The following is a 25,886-nucleotide window of genomic DNA, read 5'->3' as shown; positions in this document are numbered from 1 at the left end:
GTACGTTCAGAACATGACGAAGGCCATCCATGTCGCCGGACTCCGCAAGGCGTTCGGCCGTACCCCCGCGCTCGACGGGCTCGACCTCGACGTCGCCACCGGCGAGGTGCACGGCTTCCTCGGCCCCAACGGCGCCGGGAAGTCCACCACCATCCGAGTCCTCCTCGGTCTGCTGCGCGCCGACTCCGGCACCGTGACCCTCCTCGACGGCGACCCCTGGGCCGACGCCGTGGAGCTCCACCGCCGCATCGCCTACGTCCCCGGCGACGTCACCCTGTGGCGCAACCTGTCGGGCGGCGAGGTCATCGACCTCTACGGGCGCCTGCGCGGCGGCCTCGACCGCGCCCGGCGGGCCGAGCTGATCGAGCGGTTCGAACTCGACCCGACCAAGAAGGGGCGTACGTACTCCAAGGGCAACCGGCAGAAGGTGGCCCTCGTCGCCGCCTTCGCCTCCGACGCCGAACTGCTCATCCTCGACGAACCCACCTCCGGCCTCGACCCGCTGATGGAGGAGGTCTTCCAACGCTGCGTCGCCGAGGCGCGCGACGCCGGCCGCACCGTGCTGCTCAGCTCGCACGTCCTCAGCGAGGTCGAGTCCCTCTGCGACCGCGTCAGCATCATCCGCGCGGGCCGCACCGTGGAGAGCGGCAGCCTCGCGCAGCTGCGCCACCTCACCCGTACGTCGATCACCGCCGAGCTGGCCGGGCCGCCGAACGGCCTCGCGAACCTGCCGGGCGTCCACGACGTCGAGGTGCGCGGGCAGCGCGTCCGCCTGCAGGCCGACACCGACCGGCTGGACGACGTCCTGCGGACCCTGACCGGCACGGGGGTGCGGTCGCTGGTCTCGACTCCGCCGACGCTGGAGGAGCTGTTCCTGCGGCACTACACCGAGGATCGCGTCGAGGAACGGGCGGCGGGGCGATGAAGCTTCGACTGGAGGGCCGGTTCGCGGGTACCGGGGCCCTGCTGCGGCTCGCGCTGCGCCGCGACCGGGTGATGGCGCCGGTGTGGATCCTCGTCACCGGCCTGCTGGTGGTGAGCATGCCCGGCTCGCTGGGCACCCTGTACGCCACCGCCGCCGAACGCGTCGCCGTCGCCGCCTCGATGAACGCCAACGGCTCGATGCGTGCCCTGTACGGGCCCGTCTTCGGCGACTCCCTCGGCGCCCTCACCGCCTGGCGGTCGGGGGTCTACGCGGGGGTGCTCGCGGCCGTGATGAGCCTGGTCATCGTCGTACGCCACACGCGGGAGGAAGAGGAGACGGGCCGTCAGGAGATGCTCGCGGCGGGCGCGGTGGGGCGGGCCGCGCCGCTGACCGCCGCGCTGCTCGCGGCGCTGGTGGCCAACGGATGCGTGGCCCTGATCATCACGGCCGGACTCGCCGGGCAGGGGACGACGGGAGCCGTCGTGCTGGGCGCGGGCGTCGCGGGCTGTGGGCTGCTCTTCGCGGGCGTGGCGGCCGTCGCCGCGCAACTCACCGAGAGCGCGCGGGCCGCGAAAGGGCTCGTGGCGGCCGCGCTGGGCGCCGCGTACGTCCTGAAGGCGGCCGGCGACTCCGGTACGGCGGGCGGCGGATCCGCCCTGACCTGGTCTTCGCCGCTCGGCTGGCTGGAGAACGTACGGGCCTTCGCGGGCGAACGCCCCTGGGTGCTCGCCCTGTTCGCGGCCGGGGTCGTGGCGCTGACGGGAGTCGCGTACGTCCTGGCGGGCCGGCGGGACCTGGGCATGAGCTTCGTGCCCGCCCGGCCCGGTCCGGCCGAGGGCCGGCTCGGCACGGTGGGCGCCCTGGCCTGGCGGTTGCAGCGCGGCGGCCTGCTCGGTTGGGCGCTGGGCTTCCTCGCGGCAGGCGTGGTCTTCGGCGGGATGGCGGACGGCGCCGCCGAGGTGGTCGGGGGCAACGAGAAGACCCGTCAGATCATCGAGCGGATGGGCGGGCGGGAAGGTGTGGGCGCGGGCGTCTCGGGTGCTGCTCTCACCGACGCCTTCCTTGCGGCGATGGCCGGGTTGTTGGGGCTGGTCGCCGCGCTGTACGTGGTCTCCGCGGTGCTGCGTCTGCACGGCGAGGAGACCGGCGGGCGGGCGGAGCCGCTGCTCGCGAACGCCGTCGGTCGGTTGCGCTGGGCCGCCGGGCACCTGGCCGTCGCGTTCGGCGGGTCGGCGCTGATCCTGCTGCTCGGCGGGGTCGGCCTGGGGCTCGGACATGGCCGGGACCTCGGCGGGGCCGTGGGCGCCTGCCTCGCGCAGCTGCCGGCGGTGTGGCTGATCGGGGCGGTGGCCGCGCTGTTGTACGGGGCGCTGCCCCGGTACGCCGTGGCCGCCTGGGCGGTGGCGGGGGCGGCGCTTCTCCTCGGGTGGATCGGGCCTGCCCTGGACCTGCCCCGGATGGTCATGAACCTGTCACCCTTCGCGCATCTGCCGAAGCTGCCGGGGCCGGCGGACGCCGTGGACTGGGCGCCGCTGGGGGTCCTCACCGCCCTGGCGGTGGCCCTGACGGTGGGCGCCCTGGCGGCGCTGCGCCGGCGGGACCTGCTCGCGTAGGGGCGGGGCACCGGTCGGGGGAGGGGTCAGCACTCCACGAGCAGCTCACGCAGGCCTCGGATCACGTACCCCTCCTGCCACTGCGGCTCCCGGACGAGCCGGAGGGGCGGGAGGTCCGGGTCGAGGAGGGCGGCGAAGGAGGAGGTCAGCTCCAGCCGGGCCAGCGGGGCGCCCAGGCAGTAGTGGATGCCCGCGCCGAAGCTGACGTGCGGGTTGTCCGCGCGGGTGAGGTCGAGGGCGTCGGGGTCCGCGAAGCGGGCGGGATCCCGGTTCGCCGAACCGAACAAGAGTGCGAGTTCGGCGCCGCGCGGGATGACGGTGTCCCCGATCCGGATGTCATCGAGCACCCAGCGCTCGAACATCTGGAGCGGGGTGTCGTAGCGCAAAAGTTCATCCACAGCTGTGGACAACTTTTCGGGTTCCCGGATTCCGGGGTCCGCGCGCAGGGCCGCGAGCTGCTCCGGATTGCGGAAAAGGGCCCACCAGCCGTTGATCGTCGTGTTGACGGTCGCCTCGTGACCGGCGTTCAGCAGCAGGACGCAGGTGGAGATCATCTCCTGCTCGCTGAGTCGGCCCTCCTCATCGTGGGCGGCGATCAAGCCGGAGATCAAATCGGCCCCGGGCCGTTCGCGGCGCTCCTCGATGAGCGCCCGCAGATACGCGCTGAACTCCACGCTCGCCACCACCGCGCGCCGCGCCGTCTCCGCGTCCGGGCGCAGCTCGAACATCCCGCAGATGTCCGCCGACCAGGGCCGCAGCAGCCCCCGGTCCGACTCCGGGATGCCCAGCAACTCCGCGATGACCGCCACGGGCAGCGGTTCCGCGACGGCCGTCAGCAGGTCCCCGCCGCCGGCCGCCCGCAGCCCGGCGGCGAGTTCGCGGGCCAGCCGGTCCACGGCCGGCGCGAGCCGCTCCACCGTGCGCGGGGTGAACGCCTTCGCCACCAGCCGCCGCACCCGCGCGTGCGCGGGATCCTCCAGGTCCAGCAGCCCGTTGCCGTTGAGCACGTGGAACGGCTCGTGCTCCGGCGGCGGCGCCTCCTGCCCGAACTCCTCGTGCGTGAACCGGTGCAGATAGGTCCGCCCCAACCGACGGTCCCTCAGCAGCGCACTGACATCGGCGTGGTGCGGCACCAACCACTGCCCGGTCGCCTCCGCCCACACCACCCGCCCCCGCTCCCGCAACTCCCGATAGGCCGGATACGGATCGGCGACGAACGCGGCATCCCAAGGATCAAAACCCATCCCCCGACCCTAGGGGGTGACTCGGTGGAGGCTCGCGCCTTCAGGCCGGGGTCACCAGGCGGGTTTCGTACGCGTACACCGCCGCCTGGGTGCGGTCGCGGAGGCCCAGTTTGACCAGGACGCGGCTGACGTGGGTCTTGATCGTGGACTCCGCCACCACCAGGCGGTCGGCTATCTCCGCGTTCGACAGGCCCTGCGCGATCAGGACCAACACCTCCGTCTCCCGCTCCGTCAACTCCGTCACCCCCTTCGGGTCGGCGAGGCGCGGGGCCTGGGACAGCTTCGAGAACTCGGCGATCAGACGCTTCGTCACCGACGGGGCCAGCAGCGCCTCGCCGGCCGCCACCACCCGTACCCCGTCCGCCAACTGCCGGGCCGACGCGTCCTTCAGCAGGAAGCCCGACGCGCCCGCCCGTAGGGCCTGGTACACGTACTCGTCGAGGTCGAACGTCGTCAGGACCAGCACCTTCGCGTCCGCGCCGCCCGCCATGATCTGCCGCGTCGCCTCCAGGCCGTTCATCTCCGGCATCCGGATGTCCATCAGCACCACATCCGGCCGCAGGGCCGCGACCCGCTCGACGGCCTGCCGGCCATCGACCGCCTCACCGACCACCTCGATCCCCTCCATCGCGTTCAGCAGGACGGAGAAGCCCTCACGGACCATCATCTGATCATCGACGATCAACACCCTGATCGTCACGCCGAACCCTCCTCCGCCTTCCAGCGGCCCCGCACCGGGAGGAACACCGCCACCTCGTACCCGCCGGCCTCCGTCTCCTCGGCCGTCATCTCCCCCTCCAGCATGGCCACCCGCTCGCGCATCCCCGTGATCCCGTGCCCCGCGCCCGGCGACGGCCGCACGTCATCGAGCGCCGGACCGTTGACGATCCGTATGCCCAGCCCGCCCAGCACGTACGACACCTCGACCCCGGCGCTCGCACCCGGCGCGTGCCGCAGCGTGTTGCTCAGCGCCTCCTGGATGATCCGGTACGCCGACAGCTCCACGCCCTGCGGCAGCTCCCGCACCGCCCCCGTGACCGTCTTGTCCACGCTCAGGCCGGCCTCCCGCACGTTGGCCAACAGCCCGTCCAGCGAGGCCAGCGTCGGCTGCGGGGCATCGGGCGCCTCGTACTCCGAGGAGCGCACCACGCCCAGCACCCGCCGCAGCTCCGTCAGGGCCGCCACCGCGTTCTCCCGGATCGTGACGAACGCCGCCTCCAGCTCCGGCGGCGGGTTCTTCACCCGGTACGGGGCCGCCTCGGCCTGGATCGCCACCACCGACATGTGGTGCGCGACCACGTCGTGCAGCTCCCGCGCGATGGTCGTCCGCTCCTCCAGCAGCGTCCGCCGGTCCCGCTCGACGGCCGTCACCTCCTGCTGCGCGCTCACCTCCTCCTGCGCCCGCCGACGGGTGTTCCACACGGTCACCACCAACAGGGACACCCCCGAGAAGAAGGCCATCGTGGCGGTTCCGAGGCCCTCGCCCAGCAGCACCGGCAGCACCACCCCGTACAGCACCGTGACGATCCACATCCAGCCGGCCGCCCTCGGACGGAGCCGCAGGGCCACGAAGGTCACGACGGCCAGATGACCGAGGAAGGTACTCGGGGACCAGGGCCAGATCAGGCTTCGGTCCACGAACAACGACAACACCGTGGTCGCGGCCAGCATCGACCAGAACGCCCCCACGGGCCGCACCAGTGTCATCAGCACCGGAGCCCCCGCGATCACGCCCATGACCAGGACCTGGGCGCCCGGCGAGAAGCTCGCCTCGGCGGTGGAGAGAACGGCCACCAGGAACGCCGTCGCGGCCACGACCGCGTGCGGCAGATGGACCACCTTCGGCCCCATCCCCCGCGGGAGCCGGCGGATCAGCGACCCGTCCGCGCGCAACGGAGCCAACGGGCGGTAGGCGAAGGCGTCGTCGACGAGGTCCTCGCGCAGGCTCCGCATCAAGCCCGACGCCAACCGCAGTTCGGGGGGCCGGGGGGTCACCCCGGCGGTCGTCTGGTTCATGCCCAAACCGTAGGTCGGGCCCGGCCTCGTCCGCGTCGGCGGCAATGGGGAGATTTCGGGGTCCCCCTCAAGGACTACGCGGGTGATCAGTAGCCCGTCGGACGGACCAGACCCGTCTCGTACGCGAACACCGCCGCCTGCGTCCGGTCCCGCAGCCCCAGCTTCACCAGGATCCGCCCCACATGGGTCTTCACCGTCTGCTCGGCCACGATCAGATGCCCGGCGATCTCCGCGTTCGACAGCCCCTGGGCGATCAGCGACAGCACCTCCGTCTCCCGCTCCGTCAGCTCGTCGATCCGGGCGCGGGAGGGCGCGCGCGGCGCCCCCATCCGGGAGAACTCGGTGATCAGCCGCTTCGTGATGTTCGGTGACAGCAGCGCCTCCCCGGCGGCCACGACCCGCACCGCCTCCGCGAGCTGATCGGCGGAGGCGTCCTTCAGCAGGAAGCCCGAGGCGCCTGCCCGCAGGGCCTCGTAGACGTACTCGTCGAGGTCGAAGGTGGTCAGCACCAGTACCTTCACCTGCGACTCCGGGACGGCGGTGATGAGGGAGGTGGCCTCGATGCCGCCCATCCCGGGCATGCGGATGTCCATCAGGACCACGTCCGGCCCGTGTTCGGCGACCTTCGCCACCGCGTCCGCCCCGTCCACGGCCTGCCCGATCACCTCGATGTCGGGCTGGGCGTTCAGCAGCACGGTGAAGCCCTGGCGGACCATCATCTGGTCGTCGGCGATCATCACCCTGATCGGAGCACTCATACGTCCTTCTTCGTCGTCTCGGAGCGGGAACCGCCCGGCGGGTCCATCGGAAGCACCGCGCTCACCTCGTACCCGCCACCGGGCCGGGGGCCGGCCGCCAGCTCGCCCCCCAGCATGCCCGCACGCTCGCGCATGCCGAGCAGCCCGTGCCCCGCTCCCGGCGAGGGCTGAGCCGGCCGCGTCGGCGCGGTGTTGGCGACGCACAGGTGCAGCTCACGCGGCCCGTACGCGATGCCGACCTCCACCACAGAGCCCGGCGCGTGGCGCAGACAGTTGCTCAGCGCCTCCTGCACGATCCGGTACGCGGTCAGTTCGATGCCCGGCGTCAGCGGGCGGCGCAGGCCCGAGACCTCGGTGGTGACCGACAGGCCCGCCCCCCGCACGTTGTCCACGAGCCCCTCCAGATCGGCGAGGTTGGGCTGCGGGTGGTGCGGATGCTGCGGATCGGACGGGTCCCCCGGATGCTCGGAACGCAGCACACCCAGCACCCGCCGCAGCTCCGTCAGCGCCTCCAGGGCGTTCTCCCGAATGCCCGCCAGGTTCTCCTTCAGCTCCTCGGACGGGTTCTCCACGAGGTGCGGGGCGACCTGCGCCTGGATGGAGATCACCGACATGTGGTGCGCGACCACGTCGTGCAGCTCGCGGGCGATGCGGCTGCGCTCCTCCAGGAGGGTGCGCCGGGCCCGCTCCTCCTCGGTCAGGGTCTCCTGGACGACGAGTTGGCCGCGGGTGAGCCGCACCGCGCGCAGCGCGTACCCGAGCAGTGCGGTGAAACCGAAGAGGAGGGCGGCGGCGAAGAACCCGGGCGTACTGTGCTCCGGCTTGGCGAGGAGCTGGGCCAGGCCGGTGAGGCCCAGGGTGATGCCGACGGCCGCGATGGTCACCCGGGGCGGTACCCGCAGGGCCAGGAGCAGGATGAGCGGGGCGAAGGCGATGAACCCGCCCGGCATCCACGGCCAGTACTGCCCCTGCCCGACATGGTCGTGGATCACGACGGCCGTGATGGCCGCCGCGAGCAGGCCGAGCCACCAGGCGGCCACCGGGCGGAACATCGCCAGCACGATCGACACCCCCACCATGGCCGAGACCACCAGCGGGAGCTCGCCGCCGACGTCGTAGTGCTCGCCGAACTGGATGGTCGTCATGAAGGCGAAGAAGACGGCCGCGTAGACCACCACCACGTGCGGCAGTCGGGCCAGCCAGCGCGGCCGCGACAACCGGGGGAGCGGGTCCCGGCGCAGGGTGAACAGCTCGCGCAGCACACCGCCGGCGCCGCCGGTGAGGGAGTCGATCAGGGGCGGGTGCGGCGGCTCGGTCACGTGGGCCAGCCTAAGCACGGCTCATCTCCCCGACTTCGGCCGCCCGCCCGACGACGGGCTCGCGCGGCTCCTGCGGCTCTCGCGGCTCACGGCGCGGCGCGGTGGCGGTGCCAGCGGCCACGATCCGGGAGGGCCGCCGATCGCGGGGGGCGCGGGGCTTCTCGTACACGTGGAACGCCGACCAGCAGACGGCCAGGGCGGCGGCGAACACCGGCAGCCACAGCAGCCGCGTCAGTATCCAGTCGGCCGAGTCCGGCGCGGTGTGCAGACCGGGCAGGCCCCCGCCGAACAGCAGCCCGAGGGCGGTGACGGCCATCATCGCGGTCTGGTGCCACAGGAACACGGTCATCGCGGACAGGTTCACCAGGGCCACTTTCGCCCAGGTGCGGGGGCGGCGCATCGCTCGGGCCAGCGGCTCGCGGACCAGCAGCGCCAGCCCGCACTGGGCCAGGCCGAAGGCGACGGCCGCCAGAGTCGGAGGGTTCAGGTTCGAGATCGCGGCCCCGGGGACCCCGACCATCGACGCCGGGTAACCGCCCCACAGAACCAGCGCGGCCGTCGCCACCGCACCGCCGGCCAGCAGAAGCAGCGCCGGCCGCCGGCGCTGGAACGCGCCCCGGGACCAGGCGGCCCCCAGCGTGTAGGGGACGACCCAGCCCGCCGCGACATTGACCCAGCCGATCCACTCCGGCCCGCCGAACCCGAACCGCCACACATCGACCCCGGCGACGACGGCGACCGGCCACAGCGGACTCAGCCGCGCCACGAGCGGGGTAGCCGCCGTCAGCGCCGCGAACACCAGCAGGAACCACAGCGGCGACCACACCAGCTTGAGCAAGGTCCGCACGGTGTCGAACTGCGCACCCCCCAGCAGCAGCCCACCCGCCACGACCACCCACAGCGCGACCACGGCGGCGACCGGCCGGAACAGCCGCCCGAGCCGCTGCCCCACCCAGGCCCCGTACGAGACCCCGCGCGCCCGCGCCGACCCGTACCCGGCGGCGGCCACGTGCCCGCCGACCAGGAAGAACACGGCCAGGGTCTGGAACACCCAGGAGACCGGGGCCAGCCACGGCATCCGGGCCAGCGGACTCACGCCGTGCAGGCCGCCGTCGACCTCGGTGAGCGCGGTCACCAACCAGTGCCCCAGCACCACCCCGAGGATCGCGAAGGCACGCAGGGCGTCCACGGCGCGGTCCCGGCGGGCCGGGGTCGCGCGGTCGACGCGGTCCGCGAGGACGGACCAGCGAGCGTGGAGCTTACGCATGCGAGGCCTCCGGGATGGTCCGGGAAGGAACGGGAGAAGCGGTGGACGGGCCGCCGAGGACGATGCGGGCCAGGCTGTCGAGGGAGGTGGTGCCCGGCTTCAGGTAGTCGCTGTGGCCGGCGCCTCCGGCATCGAACAGCCGGGCCCCGAAGGCCGGATCCACCGGATCGGCGGCGAAACCGACCCGGCCGAGGCGCACATGGGGCACCCCGCCGATCCAGTCGTCGCCGCCCCGACCGGCCCACACCCGGGCGTCGGTCGGCAGCTCGGAGGCCACCCCGGCGCCCGTGCCCGGACTGCCGAACAGCGCGATGTCACCGACCCGGTCGGGCGTCGGCGTCCGGGCGCAGACCACGGAGCCGTAGGAGTGGCACAGCAGGGATATCCGGGCGTCGGCGCGGGTCAGTCCCTGCAACCGGCGCAGGAACGGGCCCAGTTCGGCCGCCGCGTCATCGGCGCGGCCCGCCGTCAGGACGGTGGAGCTGACGGTGCCGGGCGTGTCGTACCCCAGCCAGGCGACCACGGCCGTACGCGGATGCTCGGCCCGCAGCCGCTCCTGGAGCGACAGCGCCCCGGCCCGGAACCGCCCGTAGGTGTCCAGGGAGGTGTCCGAGCCGGGTATCAGGACGGCGACCCGCTCGGCGGTGTCCAGATCGCCGAACACCTCGACGGCCCGCCCCGTGCCCCGCCCGTCGAAGACGAGGAACCGCGCCGGGGAACCGGCCGGCCCCTCCCCGGTCCGGGTCATCGCCACCAGCTTCTCGGCGCGGCCCGTGCGGCCCGCCTCTCGCGCCATACGGGCCGCCTCCGCGAGGTTCGTCAGGTTGGCCGCGTAACGGCTCCGCGCATCGGCGGAGTCGGCGACGAGCGCCGGCGCCGGCGCGGGCACCCGCGGGGACGCGGCGGCCGAGACGGGCACCACGACCGCCGCCGCGACAAGAGCGGCCAACAGGCCTCGCCTCGTACGGCCCGTGGTGCCGCGGCCGGTGCGGCTGCTCGTGCTGCTCGCGCTGCTCATGGCGGGTCCCTCTCCCTCGTCTTCGGCCCTGGGCGGTCAAGCGCCCGGCCCGATACCGAAGTTAGGAAGCGACCCCCATGGTCGGCGTCACACTGGGGAGCGGCCTTCGCGAATAGCTCTCAGGTATGACACGCACTACGCGCCTCCCCGTTAGGGTCCGGGAATGACCGAGATCGACTGGCGACACGACCGCATAGGCAGCGCACACCGAGGGCAGAACCCCACCGTCCTGCGCCGCCTCGACTCCGGCTTCGCGGCCATCGGGGACCGGCAGTTCCTGCCCGGCTACACCGTCCTGCTCACCGACGACCCCACCGTGACCCGGCTCTCGGACCTCCCGCCGGCCCGCCGCCTCGCCTACCTCACCGACCTGGAACGCCTCGCCGAAGCCGTCGAGCGTGCCTGCGCCCGCCTCGACCCCGCCTTCCGCCGCGTCAACATCGAGATCCTGGGCAACACCGACCCGTACCTCCACGCCCACATCTGGCCCCGCTACGACTGGGAGCCCGCCGACCTCGTCCGGATGCCGGTCTGGCTCTACGCGGACGAGGAGTGCTGGCGCGGCGAACGACACGCCCTCGCGCCCCGCCACGACGCCCTGCGCGAGGCCATCACGGCGGAACTGGACGGCCTTCTCAAGGCGTGAAACCCCGTGGCCCTACGCCGCCCTACGCCGCCCTACGCCGCCTTACGCCGTCGACGTGGCCACGCGCACCCCGAAGCCGATCAGCACGACCCCCGTCACCCGGTCCATCGCCCGCCGGACGCGCGGCCGCGTGAAGAACCGCCGGGCGCGCGAGAGGACGTAGACGTACGTGCCCAGCCAGGCCAGGGTCAACAGGACGTGGACCAGGACGAGCAGGGCCATCCCCGCCGTCGGGGACAGCCCCGGCGGCGCGAGGGTGGGCAGCAGGCCAGTGTAGAACACGGCGATCTTCGGGTTGAGGGTGTTGCTGACCAGCCCGGTCCGCCACCCGCTGCCCGCGTCGCGCGAACGGGACGCGGCAGACGACGCGGAAGAAGAGGAAGAAGAGGAATCCGGGTCCATCTCCCCGCCCGGCCGGCGCAGGGACTGGATGCCGAGGAAACACAGGTACGCCGCCCCGGCGAGCTTCACCACGAGGTACACCTCGGCGGAGGCGGCGAGCAGGGCGGCGAGCCCGGCCACGGTCAGCGCGCCCCACAGGAGCAGCCCACCGGCGATGCCGGCGACGGTGCGGAGCCCGTCACCGCGCCCGCGCGAGACGGCGCGTCGGGTCACGACGGCCATGTCGGGCCCGGGGACGAGGGTCAGCAGGGCCAGGACACCGGTCGCCGCGAGGAGTTGGGTGAGCACGCGGCTCAGTCTGCCACCAGCGCGTCGAGGGCCGCCGAGAGGCGTTCCAGGGTGCGGACGGTGTCCGCGAAGGCGGCTTCGCCGAGCTCCTCGGCGAGTCGGCCGGCCAGGTTCGCGTGGCCCGGTTCGATTCGGGCGATGGCCGCGCGGCCCGCCTCCGTCGGGCGCAGGAGCTTCGCGCGCCGGTGGGCCGGGTTCGGGACGTACTCGGCGAGGCCCTGGGCCACCAGCAGGTCCGCGACGCGCTGCACGCTCTGCCGGGTGATCCCCATGGACCGGGCGATCCCCGCCACCGGCAGCGGCTCCCGCAGCACGGCGCCGAGGACCTGCCACCGCGCCGCCGTCAGCCCGGCCGGGCGGGCCAGTTCGTCCGAGATCTCCAGGAACTGGCTGTTGAGCCGGAACACCCCGAGCGCGGTCCGGGTCAGGAGGTCCTGCCGGGCCCGCACGGAAAGCCCGACCTCTTCCGTCCCCGCCCCCGTCGGCACCGGCTCGGACAGCGGATCAGGCATCGCCGGCCTCCGCCGCCGCCATCAGTACCGGGAAGGCGCTCGCGTCCGAGTCGTGGAACAGCCGGTACCAGGCGTCCAGCACGTCCGGCTTGTACACGCCGAGCCGGGCGAAGACCTCCCGCGCGAACGCCACCGGCTCCGTCGGGCCGGCCGTGATCAGGTCGCCCGCCGTGACGGCGTCGGCCTCCACGTACCGCTCGGCGCCCGCGTATCCCGGCTGCTCGGTGAGGTAGGCGAGCGCGCCGCTGGTGTGCGGGCGGTCGTCGAGCAGGCCCGCGCGGGCGAGGCCGGCCGTGGCTCCGCAGATCGCCGCCACCGGCACCCCGGCCGCCAGGAACTCGCGGGCCTTCTCCGCGAAGGGAGCCAGGTCGTCGCTCGTGTCCCAGAGCGAGGCGCCGGTCAGGATCAGCAGCGAGGAGTCCTCGGGGCGCAGGTCCGCGAGCGCCAGGTCGGGCAGGACGCGGACGCCGCCCATGGTGGTGACCGGCCGTCCGGCGACGTCGGCCCCATCGGCGGCATCGGCCACATCCGCGACCGTACGGATCTCGTAACCGCGCTGGGCGAGGTGGGCCGTGGTGTGGCCGGTCTCCCAGTCCGCGTAGGTGTCGTAGACGGCGAGGTGGACGGGTCGGTGCTGGGTCGCGCTCATGACGATCGCCTCCGTGGAGCCGGGATGGTTGAACCCTCGTTGACAGCAGCCTGTCATCATGCCAGTCGGCTGTCAACGAAGTCCCTGCGCACGACAGACTGCCGAGGGCCGCCCCACCCCCATACAATCCGCCGATACCCCTCCCCACCTGCGCACTTCTAGCGTGACCGCATGACCCCTCATGTCACCGGCGCGACCGTCAAGGCCGCCGACCGCGCTCACGTCTTCCACTCGTGGTCCGCCCAGGCCCTGATCGACCCGCCGGCCATCGCCGGCGCCGAGGGCTCGTACTTCTGGGACTACGACGGAAACCGCTTCCTCGACTTCTCCTCCCAGCTGGTCAACACCAACATCGGCCACCAGCACCCCAAGGTCGTCGCCGCCATCCAGGAGCAGGCGGCCAAGCTCTGCACGCTCGCGCCCGGCTTCGCCGTGGACGTCCGCTCCGAGGCCGCACGCCTCATCGCGGAGCGCACCCCCGGCGACCTCGACAAGATCTTCTTCACCAACGGCGGCGCCGAGGCCGTGGAGAACGCCGTCCGGATGGCCCGTCTGCACACGGGCCGCCAGAAGGTGCTCTCCGCGTACCGCTCCTACCACGGGGCCACCGCCGCCGCGATCAACCTGACCGGCGACCCCCGCCGCTGGCCCTCGGACACCGCCTCCGCAGGCGTCGTCCACTTCTGGGGCCCGTTCCTCTACCGCTCGCCCTTCCACGCGACGACCGAGGCCGAGGAGTGCGAGCGCGCCCTGCGCCACCTCGCCGACACCATCGCCTTCGAGGGCCCGCAGTCCATCGCCGCGATCATCCTGGAGACGGTCCCCGGCACGGCCGGGATCATGGTCCCGCCGGCCGGCTACCTGGCGGGCGTGCGCGAGCTGTGCGACCGCTACGGCATCGTGTTCGTCCTGGACGAGGTCATGGCGGGCTTCGGCCGCACCGGCAGGTGGTTCGCCGCCGAGCACTGGGACGTCACCCCGGACCTGCTCTGCTTCGCCAAGGGCGTCAACAGCGGCTACGTCCCGCTCGGCGGCGTGGCCATCTCCGCCGCCATCGCCGACACCTTCGCCACCCGCCCCTACCCGGGCGGACTCACCTACTCCGGCCACCCCCTGGCCTGCGCCGCCGCCGTCGCGACGATCAACGCGATGGAGGAGGAGGGAATCGTCGGGAACGCCGCCCGCCTCGGCGAGGACGTCATCGGCCCCGAGCTGCGCGCGATGGCCGAGCGGCACCCGTCCGTCGGAGAGGTGCGGGGTCTCGGCACCTTCTGGGCCGTGGAGCTCGTACGCGACAAGGCGACGCGCGAGCCGCTGGTCCCGTACAACGCCGCCGGGGCGGACAACGCGCCGATGGCCGAGTTCACGGCCGCCTGCAAGGCCTCCGGTCTGTGGCCGTTCGTCAACATGAACCGCACGCACGTCGTCCCGGCCTGCACGACGACGGACGCGGAGGCCAAGGAGGGTCTCGCGCTCCTCGACGAGGCGCTGACGGTCGCCGACCGCCACACCACCGGCGGCTGATGATCCGTATAACGATCGGTATATCCGCATACCGATCACCAACCGATCGGTTTCGGCCGCGCTGCCTGGCCTAAGGTGTCCGAAGTTCTACGGAGGAGACGGACCCCTATGCCAGGCAGCGGAGGTGTCACGCGCAACACGCTGCGACAGCAGATCGCGGACGCGCTGCGCGACGAGGTGCTCGCGGGCCGGCTGCCGCCGGGGACCGAGTTCACGGTCAAGCAGATAGCCGAGCAGTACGAGGTCTCCGCGACCCCGGTGCGCGAGGCCCTGGTCGACCTGTCGGCACAGGGGCTGCTGGAATCGGTGCAGCACCGGGGCTTCCGGGTCCGCGTCTACTCGTTCGAGGACTTCCGGGGCATGATCGAGGCCCGGACGCTGATCCTCGACGGGATCTTCCGCCGGCTCGTCGAGCGCGGGGTCGCGCCGGAGGCCGGCGAGCGGCTGGTTTCCGTACGCCGTCGCGCGGAGGAGGCACGGCGGGCGGTCCGCAGCGGTTCGCTCGAAGTGCTGATCGGCTACGACCTCCGCTTCTGGCGAGAACTGAGCGGGTTGGTCGAGAACACGTACATCTCGGAGTTCCTCCACCGCATCCGCGTGCAGTGCTGGGTCTTCTCCGTCCCCCACCTCCAGGGCGCGACGGAACTGCGCGGCGCCCTGTGGGACGGGCACAACGAGCTGGTCGACGCGGTGACGCGGGCCGACGCCGAGGAGGTACGGCGCATCGTGCGCGCGTACAACCAGCACGGCCTGGACTGGGCCGCGGGCCTCTGAGCGCGCGGCGGCCCCGAGGCGGTCGCGCGGCGCCGCCCGGCCGGCCCGCCCGCGCGGGTTCTGCGCACCCCTTCGCGGAGCGTGTCCGGCGCACTACGCTGGCCGAATCGGCGGCAACGACTGATCGGAGCCCGCGTGGCCTGTGACCTGTGGCTGGTCCCCCTTGTCGACGTGCTGTGCCACAGCCCCGACAACCCCTTCGCGGAAGAGATCGCCTCGTACGACAAGGCGCTGGGCGAGGCGGGCCTTCCGTCGGTGCCCGTGTTCGCCTACATGCCGGGTCTGAGCGGGCAGGTGGCCCCGGTGGCCGGCTTCGACTACGACGCCCTGCACTTCCTGCGGCGGGCGTACCTGCTCCAGATCTGCGGCCTGCCGGTGACGCCGGTGGACGAGCTGGGCGGGGACTACGAGCAGCTGCTGGAGATGTTCGAGACGACCGCCCAGCAGTCGCACCTGGTGTGGCACTACGACCACGCGGGCGCGTACGTGCCCGTGGACTTCCCGGCGCCGCTGGCGAACGAGGAGCTGCTCGCCGGGGGCGGCCCGCTGGGCTCGGCGCAGGGCCTGCTGCGGGAGCTGGCCGTGGTGGGTCCCGCCATCGGGATAGACCCGGGGAACCCGCCGGCCGCCCCCGCGCCGCCGGGCGGGCCGACATCGCTGGAGGAGCCGGCCGGGCCGATCCCGTACGACGAGAGCCCCTTCGCGCGGGAGCGGCACGTGTGGCTGGGCCTGCACGCGGCGGCGACGCGGAGCCTGGGACAGGGCTCGATGATCATCTTCAGCTGACGGGCGGCCCACAAGGGGCGGGGCGGCACGCGCTCCGCCCCTTTGCCGTCAGCGCGGCTGCTCCGGCGGCCGCTGGCGCGGCATGTTCGGCCGGGTGCCCGGCGGCAGCGGGAAGCGGGCCGGAGGGACGTACGTGTCCGGCCGGGCCGGAGCGCCGGCCAGGGACTGCGTCAACAGCGGCGCCGGACCGGCGCGGAACTCGACCATCCAGTCGGCCGTCTCGGAACGCACCAGCTCCGTGATGTCCTCCGAGAACCGCCGCAGCACCGTCAGGCAGCGCTCGGCGGCCTCGCTCGCGGTGCCCTCCGTCGGGCCCAGCACCTCCCGGACGTTCTCCGACGCCCAGTCGAACTGGAGCGTCTGGAGCCGCCGCTGCACCGCCTGCGCGGTGGCGACGTCCCGCATCCAGCCCGAGGTCAGGCCGAAGAACCGGTCGCAGGCCAGACAGGCGGCCGCCAGCAGCAGCGAGAGGTATCCGTACGAGGCCGCGCCCGGCGCCGATCCGGTCAGCTCCAGCAGCGGCATCGCCGCCCCCGTGACGGCGCCCAGGGCCGCGCCCGCGCGCAGCGTACGCGCGCCCCCGCGCTTCCACGCGCGGTCGGCCAGGTACCACTCGGCGGTGCGCAGCGCATCGGCCTCCACCCGCCGGTAGAGCTCGTCGAGCCGCTCGGCGGGCTCCCCCCAGTCCCCGAGAGGGAACGGCCGGCCGGTCAGGTCGCCGTCGCCGTCCTCTGCGGGATCCCGGGGTGGCCCCTCGGGCTGCATCTCCGGCTGACTCACCCGGCACTCCCTATTGCCTGCGCTGACGTGTGGTGGTGCGCGTGTGCGCAATGGTGCGCATGCTCTTCCTACCTTCGAATGACGCGCGATGGACAACGAATCCCGTGTTTTCCGCCCGCAAGGAGGGCTTCATCAGGTCCGCGCACGCCACGGCACTCACTCGAAAGAGTTGGTCCTCCCGGCGTAGGGCGCGGCGCCCGGGGAGCACGTAGGCTCGGATTGACCAAGCGTTCCCGAAGGTCGTTTCGAACCATGGAGTGAGTACCTGTGATTTCCGGTGGTGGCCAGCCCAACATGCAGCAGCTGCTCCAGCAGGCCCAGAAGATGCAGCAGGATCTCGCGGCGGCCCAGGAGGAGCTGGCGCGTACCCAGGTCGAGGGCCAGGCCGGTGGCGGCCTGGTGAAGGCGACGGTGACCGGTTCCGGTGAGCTGCTCGCCCTGGCGATCGATCCGAAGGCCGTGGACCCGGAGGACACCGAGACCCTGGCCGACCTGATCGTCGCGGCCGTCCAGGCGGCCAACGAGAACGCGCAGGCGCTCCAGGAGCAGAAGATGGGCCCCCTGGCCCAGGCCCTGGGCGGGGGCAGCGGTATCCCCGGCCTCCCGTTCTGATCGCACCCCCGCACCCCTCCCCGTCGAAACCCATCGAAAGAAGGCAGTCCGTTGTACGAAGGCGTGGTCCAGGACCTGATCGACGAACTGGGCAGGCTGCCCGGCGTCGGGCCCAAGAGCGCGCAGCGGATCGCCTTCCACATCCTGCAGGCCGAACCCACCGACGTCCGTCGCCTCGCGCACGCGCTGCTGGAGGTCAAGGAGAAGGTCCGGTTCTGCGCGGTCTGCGGGAACGTGGCGCAGGAGGAGCGGTGCGGGATCTGTCGTGATCCGCGCCGCGACGCCACCGTCATCTGTGTGGTCGAGGAGCCGAAGGACGTCGTCGCCATCGAGCGGACGCGCGAGTTCCGGGGCACGTACCACGTCCTCGGCGGCGCGATCAGCCCGATCGAGGGCGTCGGCCCCGACGACCTGCGCATCCGCGAGCTGCTCGCGCGCCTCGCGGACGGTACGGTCACCGAGCTGATCCTGGCGACCGACCCGAACCTGGAGGGCGAGGCGACCGCCACCTACCTCGCCCGCATGATCAAGCCCATGGGCCTCAAGGTCACCCGCCTGGCCAGCGGGCTCCCCGTCGGGGGAGATCTGGAGTACGCGGACGAGGTCACGCTGGGGCGGGCCTTTGAAGGAAGGCGGCTTCTCGATGTCTGACGCAACGCTGCACGCCCTGGGTCAGGACCCGGACGACTTCGCCGCCTCGATCGCGGACCAGATCGAGTCGTTCATCGTCGCCGTCACCGAGGTGGCCAAGGGCGAGGATCCGAACAGCGCCGTGCCGTTCCTCCTGCTGGAGGTGTCCCAGCTGCTGCTGGCGGGCGGCCGGCTGGGCGCGTACGAGGACGTTCTGCCCGAGGAGCGCTACGAGCCGGACCTCGGCCCGGAGCCGGACGTGGACGACCTGCGCGAGCGGTTCGCGATCATGCTGGAGCCGGTCGACATCTACTCCGAGGTATTCGACCCCTACGAGCCGCGCAAGGTGCCGGTCGCGCACAGGATCTCCGACGACCTCGCCGACATCGTCGCCGACCTGCGGCACGGCCTGATCCACCACCAGTCGGGCCGGATCACCGAGGCGCTGTGGTGGTGGCAGTTCTCGTACTTCACCAACTGGGGTCCGACGGCCTCGGCCGCCCTGCGCGCCCTCCAGTCGCTGATCGCGCACGTCCGCCTCAACCAGCCGCTGGCGGCCCTGGACGGCCTGGACACGGACGAGGACATGACGGAGGACGAGCTCGCCGAGCAGGCCGGTCAGGTCATGGCCGAGGAGCTGCGCGGCCTCGGCCGTCGGTGAGGCCGCGAGCGAGGGATCGCAGGTGAGAGACCGCAGGTGAGAGGCCGGGCGCGGCAACCGATTCTCTGATCATTTCGTCTCATGATGTGGTACGAAGCGGTCGGATCGCGGCCGCTCGTTAGACTGCACCAGCAAATTCAGACGGACCGAGCGAGGAGCGCACGTGGGCCTTGTCGTGCAGAAGTACGGAGGCTCCTCCGTAGCCGATGCCGAGGGCATCAAGCGCGTCGCCAAGCGGATCGTGGATGCCAAGAAGAACGGCCACCAGGTGGTCGTCGTGGTTTCCGCGATGGGCGACACGACGGACGAGTTGATCGATCTCGCCGAGCAGGTATCGCCGATGCCTGCCGGGCGCGAATTCGACATGCTGCTGACCGCCGGAGAGCGGATCTCCATGGCCCTGCTGGCCATGGCGATCAAAAACCTGGGCCACGAGGCCCAGTCGTTCACCGGTAGCCAGGCGGGCGTCATCACCGACTCGGTCCACAACAAAGCGCGCATCATCGATGTGACGCCGGGCCGTATCCGCACCGCGCTGGACCAGGGCAACATCGCCATCGTCGCCGGCTTCCAGGGCGTGTCCGCGGACTCCAAGGACATCACCACCCTCGGCCGCGGCGGCTCGGACACCACCGCCGTGGCGCTGGCCGCGGCGCTGGACGCCGAGGTCTGCGAGATCTACACCGACGTCGACGGCGTCTTCACCGCGGACCCCCGCGTCGTGAAGAAGGCCAAGAAGATCGACTGGATCTCCTCCGAGGACATGCTGGAGCTCGCGGCCTCCGGCTCCAAGGTGCTGCTGCACCGCTGCGTCGAGTACGCGCGCCGCTACAACATCCCGATCCACGTCCGCTCGTCCTTCTCCGGACTGCCGGGCACCTGGGTCAGCAACGAGAATCCGCAAGGGGACGCGCAGGTGGAGCACGCCATCATCTCCGGAGTCGCTCACGACGTCTCCGAAGCCAAGATCACGGTCGTCGGTGTTCCGGACAAGCCGGGCGAGGCCGCGGCGATCTTCCGCGCCATCGCGGACGCCGAGATCAACATCGACATGATCGTCCAGAACGTCTCGGCGGCCTCCACGGGCCTGACGGACATCTCCTTCACCCTCCCCAAGACCGAGGGCCACAAGGCCATCGACGCCCTGGAGAAGGCGAAGGCGCAGATCGGCTTCGACTCGCTGCGCTACGACGACCAGATCGGCAAGATCTCGCTGGTCGGCGCGGGCATGAAGACGAACCCGGGCGTCACGGCGTCCTTCTTCCAGGCGCTGTCCGACGCGGGCGTGAACATCGAGCTGATCTCCACCTCCGAGATCCGCATCTCGGTCGTCACCCGCCAGGACGACGTCAACGAGGCCGTCCGCGCCGTGCACACGGCCTTCGGCCTGGACTCCGACAGCGACGAGGCCGTCGTCTACGGAGGCACCGGACGATGACCGCCGACCGGTCGGCCCCGGCCCCGGCGCTCGCCGTGGTCGGGGCGACCGGGGCGGTCGGGACCGTCCTGCTCCAGATCCTGTCCCAGCGGGCGGACGTCTGGGGCGAGGTACGCCTGATCGCCTCCTCGCGCTCGGCCGGCCGCGTGGTGGCCGTGCGCGGTGAGGAGGTCGAGGTGCTCGCCCTCACCGAGGACGCCTTCGACGGCCTCGGAGCGGGCGACGTGGTGGTCTTCCTGACCCCCGCCGCCGTGTCGGCCCACTGGGCCCCCGCCGTGACCGCGCGCGGAGCCGTGGTGGTGGACCAGTCCGCCGCCTTCCGCGAGGACCCCGAGGTGCCGCTCGTGGTGCCCGAGGTGAACGGGGGTGCCGTACGGGTCCGGCCGCGAGGCATCGTCGCCGGGCCGGACTGCGTGACCGCCGCGATGATCGCCGCCGTGGGCGCGCTGCACGCCGAGTACGGGCTGACCGAGCTGGTCGTCTCCTCGTACCAGGCCGCCGGCGCAGCGGGCCGGGCGGGCTCCGAGGCGCTGCGCCGACAGCTGTCGCTGGTCGCCGGAAGCGCGCTCGGGGAGCAGCCGGGCGACGTACGCCGGGCCGTGGGCGAGGACACCGGGCCCTTCGCGGCGCCGCTCGCGCTGAACGTGGTGCCCTGGTCCGGTGAGCTGCGCGAGGGCGGCTGGTCCTCGCACGAGCTGGCCGTGCGGGCGCAGACCCGGCGGATCCTGGACCTGCCGGCGCTGCCGATCTCCGTGACCTGCGTACAGGTTCCCGTGGTGATCGGGCATTCCCTGACCGTCCGGGCCCGGTTCGAGCGGGAGGTGGACGCGGGGCGCGCCCGGAAGGTCCTGGAGGCGGCGCCGGGGGTGGTCCTCGTGGACGATCCGGCGGCCGGGGAGTTCCCGACCCCCGTGGACGCGGCCGGGACGGACCCGGCGTGGGTGGGGCGGCTGCGCGGATCGCTGGACGACGCGCGGGCCCTGGAATTCTTCGTGTGCGCGGACAACCTGCGCAAGGGCGCGGCGTTGAATGCCACGCAGATCTCGGAACTGATCGCGGGTGAATTCGCGTAATTCGCTTTGTAGTATCGATCCCGATCCCTTGATCAAGGTGATGGCCCGACTGCCGCCTGGATAAATGGGGCAATCGGGAAGAGCGGGTACGCATGAAGGCAATGGGGAAATTGCTGGTTACTCTGCCCCACGCGTACAACCCTGACCGGGGGACGCGTGTCCAACGGGCGTGGCAGAGGCACTGTTGGACCACGTCGTACGACCGGCGCGCATCAGGATCATTCCGTCGCGCCGGCGTCCCCTCCTGCCCGACGACGGCTTCCCTGTGATCGTTCCCGTCCCGCCGGCGGCCCATCTGACGCCGCCCGCCCAGATCAAGCAGCCCGCCGCGCCGAACCCGGTCCTCCGGGTGCCCTCGCCGCGTGACGGCGCCGACGACGCGGCGATACCCCCGAGCGTGGCGATATCCGACGGCGCGGCGACAGCCGAAGCCGGCGGCGAGGGCGAGCGGGTCGTCGTCGCGGGGACCACCGTCGACCACCTGACCGAGACCTACCAGGCCCACTACCGGTCCCTGCTCGGTCTGGCCGCGCTCCTCCTCGACGACACGGCCTCCTGCGAGGACGTGGTCCAGGAGGCCTTCATCCGCGTCCACTCGGCCCGCAACCGGGTCCGGGACCGCGACAAGACGCTGGCGTACCTGCGCCAGACCGTCGTCAACCTCTCCCGTTCCGCCCTGCGGCGCCGCATCCTCGGCCTCAAGCTGCTGTCGAAGCCGATGCCGGACATGGCCAGCGCGGAGGAGGGGGCGTACGACCGGCTGGAACGCGACGACCTCATCAAGGCCATGCGCGGACTCCAGCGGCGCCAGCGCGAGGTGCTGGTGTTGCGCTACTTCGCCGACATGACGGAGTCCCAGGTGGCCGAGACGCTCGGCATCTCGCTCGGTTCGGTCAAGGCGTACGGATCGCGGGGCATTGCCGCGCTCAGGGTGGCGATGGAGGCTGCGCAGTCATGAGGGACGACCACAAAAACCCGCCCGGCCGGCTGGCGGAGCCCACCTTCGGCGACGAGCAGGCGCTGCGCGGCCTGCTGGCCGGGGCCGTACGCGGCCTGGAGCCCTCCGACGGTGCGCTGGAGCGGCTGCGCCACGCGGTGCCCGCGCGCCGGGCCCGTAAACGGCAGGCCCTCGTCGCGGGGGCCGCGGCGGTCCTGCTCGCCGGTACGGTGATCCCCGCCGCGTTGCACCTGAGCGCCGACCACGACGCCTCCTCCGACCACTCGACGGTGGCCGGCCACGGCCGGGCCCAGGGCGGCCGGAGCGGCGGCCCCTCCGACCCCCAGCAGAACGGCGCCGGCGGCTCCGCACAGCCCCGCCCGTCGCGCTCCACCGACCGGCAGCCGTCGACGGGCGGTACGGGAACCCAGCCGTCCCCCAGCGCCGCCGGCTCCCCCTCCGGCAGCGCCACGACCGCCGGCCCCTCCGGCACCGGTGCCACCGCCGGCACCACCGGCGGCGCCGGTCACGGCCCGCTCCCCCCGGCCGGAGCCGCCCCCGGGGTGCCCAAGTGCACCGCCGACCAGTTGGGCGTGGCGGGCAGCGCCCGCGCCCCCGAGCGGGACGGCAGGGTCTACGGCAGCTTCAAGGTCACCAACGTCTCCGCCAAGGGCTGCCTGGTCAGCGGCCCGGACACGGTCACGGCCGTCACCGTGCCCGCCGGCCCGCCGCCCGCGCCGGCGGCCTCCGGGGTACCCGTTGCCGGCCACACGGCGGGCGATCCCGCGACCGGGCTGCTCCCCGACCCGTCGGTCGAGACGCCGACGCTGGTCCTCCAGCCGAACACCGGGTACGAAGTCCGCTTCGCCTGGGTGCCGCCGCAGGGGTCCTCCTGCCCGTCGGGTTCCGCGGGGCCGACCGCCAAGCCCGAGCAGGGTGAGACGAGCCGGACGGACCAGGCACCGGCCGAGGCTCCCGCGAGCGGCGAGGCCGCCGGGGAGACCGCGCAGGTTCCGCCGGACGATGGCGGTGCGGCCAAGGTGCCCGAATCGACCGGGGTGGAGGTGTCCCACACACCCGGTGCCGGCGCCCCGGTCACGCAGACCACCATCCCGACGGCCTGCGGCGGGACCGGGACCGTCTACCGGACGGGCCTCATCGCGCCGGCGGTGCCGTAGCGGCGTCCGTGGCGGCGCCGGATTCGGCAGGCGCGGCGGCGGCGTCGGTGGGCGTCGCCAGCAGGCCGGCCTCCGCGTCACGCAGGGTCTCCACCTCGCGCCGGTAGAGCCGGAACCACATGAAGAGCACGAAGACGACGAAGACGAACCACTCACCGGTGTATCCGAGGTTCTGGAAGGCCTTCAGGTCCAGTCCGGTGTTGCTCGGCGCCTTCGCGGGCACCGGGGTCATTCCGTCCACCGGAGTCTGCACGGTGAGCCAGGCGTCGTAGAGCGGGTCCTGCACCAGGTTGACCAGCGTGGCCGCCCCGATCACGCCGAGCTGCCCCGGCGGCAGCCCGCCCTGGGCGTGTACGCCCTTGGTGCCGGAGTTCTCCGAGGACTGCAGGGCCCCCGTGACCTCGACCCGGCCGGTCGGCGGGGCCGGGGCCTTCGCCGCGTCGGCCTGACCGGGCAGCCAGCCCCGGACCACCGGGACGGTCTTGCCGGAGTCGGTCCGCAGCAGGGTCAGGACGTAGAAACCGGACTCGCCGTCCACGATCCGCTCGGGGACCAGGAGCTGCTGCCCGTATTCACCGGCCGTCGAGGCCAGTCGGCCCGAGGTCTCGGTGTTCACCGGGAGCAGCGAGTCCAGCGGTGCGGCCACCGCGTCGGCGGGCCGCTCGGCGCTCGCCTCCCGGTGGCTGCCGACGCGGTCCTCGAACCGGTCGAGCTGCCAGGTCCCCATGAACAGGCAGAAGGGGATGGCGAGCGCGACGAAGACGTTGATCCCCCACCAGCGCGGGGTCAGGAGAAACCGGTGCACGCCACCAACGGTACGGGGGACCCCGACCGGACCCCCCTCCGGGGCACGTGGGCGCCACGAAGGAGGGCCTGGCGGGTCGCTCAGCGGGGCAGGTGCTTCAGGGCGAACTCCAGGTCCATGCGGACCTGCTTGATGCGCTCCTCCACGACCAGCGAGCCGTGCCCCGCGTCGTAGCGGTAGACCTCGTGGACGGCGCCGCGCGCCGCGAGCCGGTCCACGTAGTTGTCGATCTGCCGGATCGGGCAGCGCGGGTCGTTGACGCCCGCCGCGATGTGGACGGGGGCCTTGACCGCGTCGACGTACGTCAGCGGGGAGGAGGCCTCGAAGCGGTCCGGCACCTCCTCGGGCGTACCGCCGAAGAGGGTCCGGTCGAGGGCCTTCAGCGCCTCCATCTCGTCGTGGTACGCCGTCACGTAGTCCGCGACCGGTACGGCCGCCAGCCCCACCGCCCAGGCGTCCGGCTGCGTGCCGAGGCCCAGGAGCGTCAGGTAGCCGCCCCAGGAACCGCCCGACAGCACGAGGCGCGCCGGGTCGGCGAGGCCCTCGGCGACGGCCCACTCCCGGACGGCCGCGATGTCCTCCAGCTCGATCAGACCGACCCGGTGCTTCAGGGCGTCCGTCCAGGCGCGGCCGTAGCCCGTCGAGCCCCGGTAGTTGACGCGGACGACGGCGAAGCCGTGGTCCAGCCAGGCCGCCGGGGTGGCCAGGAAGGAGTCGCTGTCGTGCCAGGTGGGCCCGCCGTGGATCTCGAAGATGGTCGGGAACGGGCCGTCGCCGTGCCCCACCGGGCGCTGGGCGAGCGCGTGGACGCGCCCGCCGGGGCCCTCCACCCACACGTCCTCGACCGGCACCGAGGCGGGCGGTCGGAAACCGGGCGGGTCCAGGACGACACCGCCCGCGGTGGACCGTACGGACGCCGGCTCGGCCGCCGAGGACCACTGGTACTCCACCGTCCCGTCCGGGCGGGCGGTCGCGCCCGACACCGTCCCGAGCGGGGTGTTTACGCGGACCAGCTCGCGCGCGGCCAGGTCGTAGCGCCACAGCTCGCCGCGCGCCTCGTAGCTGTGCGCGATGAGCAGCGCGGACCCGTCCGGGTACCACTCGGCGCTCACGTCGCCGGGCAGGTCGATCGCCAGGTCCTCCTGGGCGCCGGTGGCCACGTCCCAGATCATCGGCTCCCAGCGGCCCCGGCGCTGGTGCCCGATGAGCAGCCGGGTGTCACCGGCGACGGGGGCGAAGCCGAGCACCTCCAGGCCCAGCTCCTCGGTGCCACCACGGGAGTCGTCCAGCTCGGCGACGGTGGCGCCGTCGAGGGTGAGCACGCGCAGCGCCGAGTGCATGGCGTCGCCGTGTTCGGTGTGCTCGATGGCGAGGAGGGTCCCGTCGTGGGACAGGTCGCCGACGCCCGCCGACTCGCGGTGGCGGTAGACGACGGTGGGGGCGCTGCCGTCGGGGCGTACGACGTGGATCGTGGAACCGTCCTCGTCGGTGGAGCGGCCCACGATGGCCGTACCGTCGCGGCCGATGGCCAGCCCGGCGGAGTACGCGGGCTCCAGGCCGGGCGTGGCGGGCTCGTCGGGGCCGCCGGCGAAGGGCTGGCGGACCCAGGTGCCGAACTCGTCGCCGTCGGTGTCGGAGAACCACCAGATCCACTCGCCGTCGGGGGAGAGGGCGCCGTCGGTGGTGCCGTTGGGGCGGTCGGTGGCCTGGCGCTGGGCGCCGGTGGCGCGGTCCCAGGCGTAGAGCTCGTAGGTGCCGGTGGCGTTCGAGATGAAGAGCGAGCGGTCCGGGGCGTCCTCGGCCCAGTCGGGCAGGCTGACGCGCGGGGCCCGGAAGCGCTTCTCCCAGTCGGGCATCTCCGGGGGCGTCCCGGGGTGCGTCTCGCCGTTGGTCGTGCCGGAGGTCAGATCGCTGTCGCTGGTCATGCCCTCCATTCTTGCCGGACGGGCGGCGCTGACGCGTCGAGATGCCGACCGGTCCGAACGGGCGCAAGGTGGTGTGCGTACGGCGACCGTTTCCAAGAGGGTGTTG

General features: G+C 72.8%; 26 protein-coding genes. 13 read left to right on the top strand and 13 right to left on the bottom strand.

Annotated elements, in window-relative coordinates:
• Nucleotides 1–13: 13 nt before the first annotated feature.
• Together M4D82_RS15800 and M4D82_RS15795 are read left to right on the top strand one after the other, a co-directional pair.
• Nucleotides 14–925, top strand: a complete 912-nt coding sequence (locus tag M4D82_RS15800; protein ID WP_249766665.1) for an ABC transporter ATP-binding protein — start codon at nt 14–16, stop codon at nt 923–925.
• On the top strand, nt 922–2,538 hold the full coding sequence (locus tag M4D82_RS15795) for an ABC transporter permease (RefSeq protein WP_249766664.1): 1,617 nt from the start codon (nt 922–924) through the stop codon (nt 2,536–2,538). The genes M4D82_RS15800 and M4D82_RS15795 overlap by 4 nt, the downstream gene beginning before the upstream one ends.
• Nucleotides 2,539–2,564: 26 nt before the next feature.
• Here the strand turns inward: M4D82_RS15795 and M4D82_RS15790 are convergent, their stop codons facing one another.
• The 7 genes from M4D82_RS15790 to M4D82_RS15760 all read right to left on the bottom strand — a co-directional run bounded on the left by M4D82_RS15790 (nt 2,565) and on the right by M4D82_RS15760 (nt 10,160).
• Complete coding sequence (locus M4D82_RS15790; RefSeq protein ID WP_249766663.1) at nt 2,565–3,782, bottom strand: cytochrome P450; 1,218 nt, start codon at nt 3,780–3,782, stop codon at nt 2,565–2,567.
• A 40-nt stretch (nt 3,783–3,822) separates the two neighbouring features.
• Nucleotides 3,823–4,482, bottom strand: coding sequence for a response regulator (locus M4D82_RS15785; RefSeq protein WP_283844479.1), 660 nt, complete (start codon nt 4,480–4,482; stop codon nt 3,823–3,825).
• Nucleotides 4,479–5,798, bottom strand: a complete 1,320-nt coding sequence (locus M4D82_RS15780; protein ID WP_249766662.1) for a sensor histidine kinase — start codon at nt 5,796–5,798, stop codon at nt 4,479–4,481. The genes M4D82_RS15785 and M4D82_RS15780 overlap by 4 nt, the downstream gene beginning before the upstream one ends.
• 86 nt (nt 5,799–5,884) lie before the next feature.
• Nucleotides 5,885–6,556, bottom strand: a complete 672-nt coding sequence (locus M4D82_RS15775; RefSeq protein WP_249766661.1) for a response regulator — start codon at nt 6,554–6,556, stop codon at nt 5,885–5,887.
• On the bottom strand, nt 6,553–7,875 hold the full coding sequence (locus M4D82_RS15770; RefSeq protein ID WP_249766660.1) for a sensor histidine kinase: 1,323 nt from the start codon (nt 7,873–7,875) through the stop codon (nt 6,553–6,555). Before M4D82_RS15770 ends, M4D82_RS15775 begins: the two co-directional genes overlap by 4 nt.
• A 10-nt stretch (nt 7,876–7,885) precedes the next feature.
• A complete protein-coding gene (locus tag M4D82_RS15765; protein WP_249766659.1) occupies nt 7,886–9,142 on the bottom strand; it encodes an acyltransferase family protein in 1,257 nt (418 codons plus the stop codon).
• Entirely contained in the window at nt 9,135–10,160 is a 1,026-nt protein-coding gene (locus M4D82_RS15760; RefSeq protein ID WP_249766658.1) for an alpha/beta hydrolase, read from the bottom strand. Before M4D82_RS15760 ends, M4D82_RS15765 begins: the two co-directional genes overlap by 8 nt.
• A gap of 163 nt (nt 10,161–10,323) precedes the next feature.
• Here M4D82_RS15760 and M4D82_RS15755 point away from each other — a divergent pair, with 163 nt between their 5' ends.
• Entirely contained in the window at nt 10,324–10,806 is a 483-nt protein-coding gene (locus tag M4D82_RS15755; RefSeq protein ID WP_249766657.1) for an HIT family protein, read from the top strand.
• A gap of 42 nt (nt 10,807–10,848) precedes the next feature.
• Here M4D82_RS15755 and M4D82_RS15750 read toward each other — a convergent pair whose 3' ends face one another.
• Genes M4D82_RS15750 through M4D82_RS15740 form a run of 3 tightly spaced genes read right to left on the bottom strand, consistent with a single transcriptional unit; the run spans nt 10,849 to nt 12,657 of the window.
• Nucleotides 10,849–11,496: a LysE family translocator gene (locus tag M4D82_RS15750; protein ID WP_249766656.1), complete on the bottom strand. Its 648-nt coding sequence runs from the start codon at nt 11,494–11,496 to the stop codon at nt 10,849–10,851.
• A 5-nt stretch (nt 11,497–11,501) separates the two neighbouring features.
• Nucleotides 11,502–12,008 (bottom strand): MarR family winged helix-turn-helix transcriptional regulator, encoded by a 507-nt coding sequence (locus tag M4D82_RS15745; RefSeq protein WP_249766655.1) that lies wholly within the window; start codon nt 12,006–12,008, stop codon nt 11,502–11,504.
• Nucleotides 12,001–12,657, bottom strand: a complete 657-nt coding sequence (locus M4D82_RS15740; protein ID WP_249766654.1) for a DJ-1/PfpI family protein — start codon at nt 12,655–12,657, stop codon at nt 12,001–12,003. The genes M4D82_RS15745 and M4D82_RS15740 overlap by 8 nt, the downstream gene beginning before the upstream one ends.
• A 171-nt stretch (nt 12,658–12,828) precedes the next feature.
• Here M4D82_RS15740 and M4D82_RS15735 point away from each other — a divergent pair, with 171 nt between their 5' ends.
• From M4D82_RS15735 to M4D82_RS15725, 3 genes are all read left to right on the top strand, one after another.
• The gene (locus M4D82_RS15735; RefSeq protein ID WP_249766653.1) at nt 12,829–14,181 is read left to right on the top strand and encodes an aspartate aminotransferase family protein; all 1,353 of its coding nucleotides are present in this window, start codon (nt 12,829–12,831) and stop codon (nt 14,179–14,181) included.
• A gap of 108 nt (nt 14,182–14,289) precedes the next feature.
• The gene (locus M4D82_RS15730; protein ID WP_249766652.1) at nt 14,290–14,955 is read left to right on the top strand and encodes a GntR family transcriptional regulator; all 666 of its coding nucleotides are present in this window, start codon (nt 14,290–14,292) and stop codon (nt 14,953–14,955) included.
• A 135-nt stretch (nt 14,956–15,090) separates the two neighbouring features.
• Nucleotides 15,091–15,741: a putative DNA-mimic protein gene (locus tag M4D82_RS15725; protein WP_249766651.1), complete on the top strand. Its 651-nt coding sequence runs from the start codon at nt 15,091–15,093 to the stop codon at nt 15,739–15,741.
• A 48-nt stretch (nt 15,742–15,789) separates the two neighbouring features.
• Here the strand turns inward: M4D82_RS15725 and M4D82_RS15720 are convergent, their stop codons facing one another.
• Nucleotides 15,790–16,521: an SLATT domain-containing protein gene (locus M4D82_RS15720; protein ID WP_249766650.1), complete on the bottom strand. Its 732-nt coding sequence runs from the start codon at nt 16,519–16,521 to the stop codon at nt 15,790–15,792.
• 267 nt (nt 16,522–16,788) lie between these two features.
• Between M4D82_RS15720 and M4D82_RS15715 the strand changes: the two genes are divergently transcribed.
• The 7 genes from M4D82_RS15715 to M4D82_RS15685 all read left to right on the top strand — a co-directional run bounded on the left by M4D82_RS15715 (nt 16,789) and on the right by M4D82_RS15685 (nt 23,050).
• The gene (locus tag M4D82_RS15715) at nt 16,789–17,133 is read left to right on the top strand and encodes a YbaB/EbfC family nucleoid-associated protein (RefSeq protein WP_249766649.1); all 345 of its coding nucleotides are present in this window, start codon (nt 16,789–16,791) and stop codon (nt 17,131–17,133) included.
• 51 nt (nt 17,134–17,184) lie between these two features.
• On the top strand, nt 17,185–17,784 hold the full coding sequence (gene recR, locus M4D82_RS15710) for a recombination mediator RecR (RefSeq protein ID WP_249766648.1): 600 nt from the start codon (nt 17,185–17,187) through the stop codon (nt 17,782–17,784).
• Entirely contained in the window at nt 17,777–18,424 is a 648-nt protein-coding gene (locus tag M4D82_RS15705; protein ID WP_249766647.1) for a DUF5063 domain-containing protein, read from the top strand. The genes recR and M4D82_RS15705 overlap by 8 nt, the downstream gene beginning before the upstream one ends.
• A gap of 163 nt (nt 18,425–18,587) precedes the next feature.
• Nucleotides 18,588–19,862 carry an aspartate kinase gene (locus M4D82_RS15700; RefSeq protein ID WP_249766646.1) on the top strand — a complete coding sequence of 425 codons (1,275 nt, stop codon included), beginning with the start codon at nt 18,588–18,590 and terminating at the stop codon, nt 19,860–19,862.
• A complete protein-coding gene (locus tag M4D82_RS15695) occupies nt 19,859–20,935 on the top strand; it encodes an aspartate-semialdehyde dehydrogenase (protein WP_249766645.1) in 1,077 nt (358 codons plus the stop codon). The genes M4D82_RS15700 and M4D82_RS15695 overlap by 4 nt, the downstream gene beginning before the upstream one ends.
• Nucleotides 20,936–21,155: 220 nt before the next feature.
• Nucleotides 21,156–21,893 carry a SigE family RNA polymerase sigma factor gene (locus tag M4D82_RS15690; RefSeq protein ID WP_502989071.1) on the top strand — a complete coding sequence of 246 codons (738 nt, stop codon included), beginning with the start codon at nt 21,156–21,158 and terminating at the stop codon, nt 21,891–21,893.
• Nucleotides 21,890–23,050, top strand: coding sequence for a hypothetical protein (locus M4D82_RS15685; RefSeq protein ID WP_249772366.1), 1,161 nt, complete (start codon nt 21,890–21,892; stop codon nt 23,048–23,050). The genes M4D82_RS15690 and M4D82_RS15685 overlap by 4 nt, the downstream gene beginning before the upstream one ends.
• On the opposite strand, the gene M4D82_RS15680 is transcribed toward M4D82_RS15685, so the two are convergent.
• On the bottom strand, nt 23,028–23,855 hold the full coding sequence (locus M4D82_RS15680) for an SURF1 family protein (protein ID WP_249766644.1): 828 nt from the start codon (nt 23,853–23,855) through the stop codon (nt 23,028–23,030). The two genes, M4D82_RS15685 and M4D82_RS15680, sit on opposite strands and share 23 nt — an antisense overlap.
• Before the next feature lie 80 nt (nt 23,856–23,935).
• Complete coding sequence (locus M4D82_RS15675) at nt 23,936–25,789, bottom strand: S9 family peptidase (protein ID WP_249766643.1); 1,854 nt, start codon at nt 25,787–25,789, stop codon at nt 23,936–23,938.
• Nucleotides 25,790–25,886 lie beyond the last annotated feature (97 nt).

Origin of the sequence: Streptomyces sp. RerS4, from assembly GCF_023515955.1 — a bacterium.
Taxonomy (GTDB): Bacteria; Actinomycetota; Actinomycetes; order Streptomycetales; family Streptomycetaceae; genus Streptomyces.
Note: the sequence above shows the minus strand (reverse complement) of the source record. Positions and strands in the feature narration are given on the sequence as shown.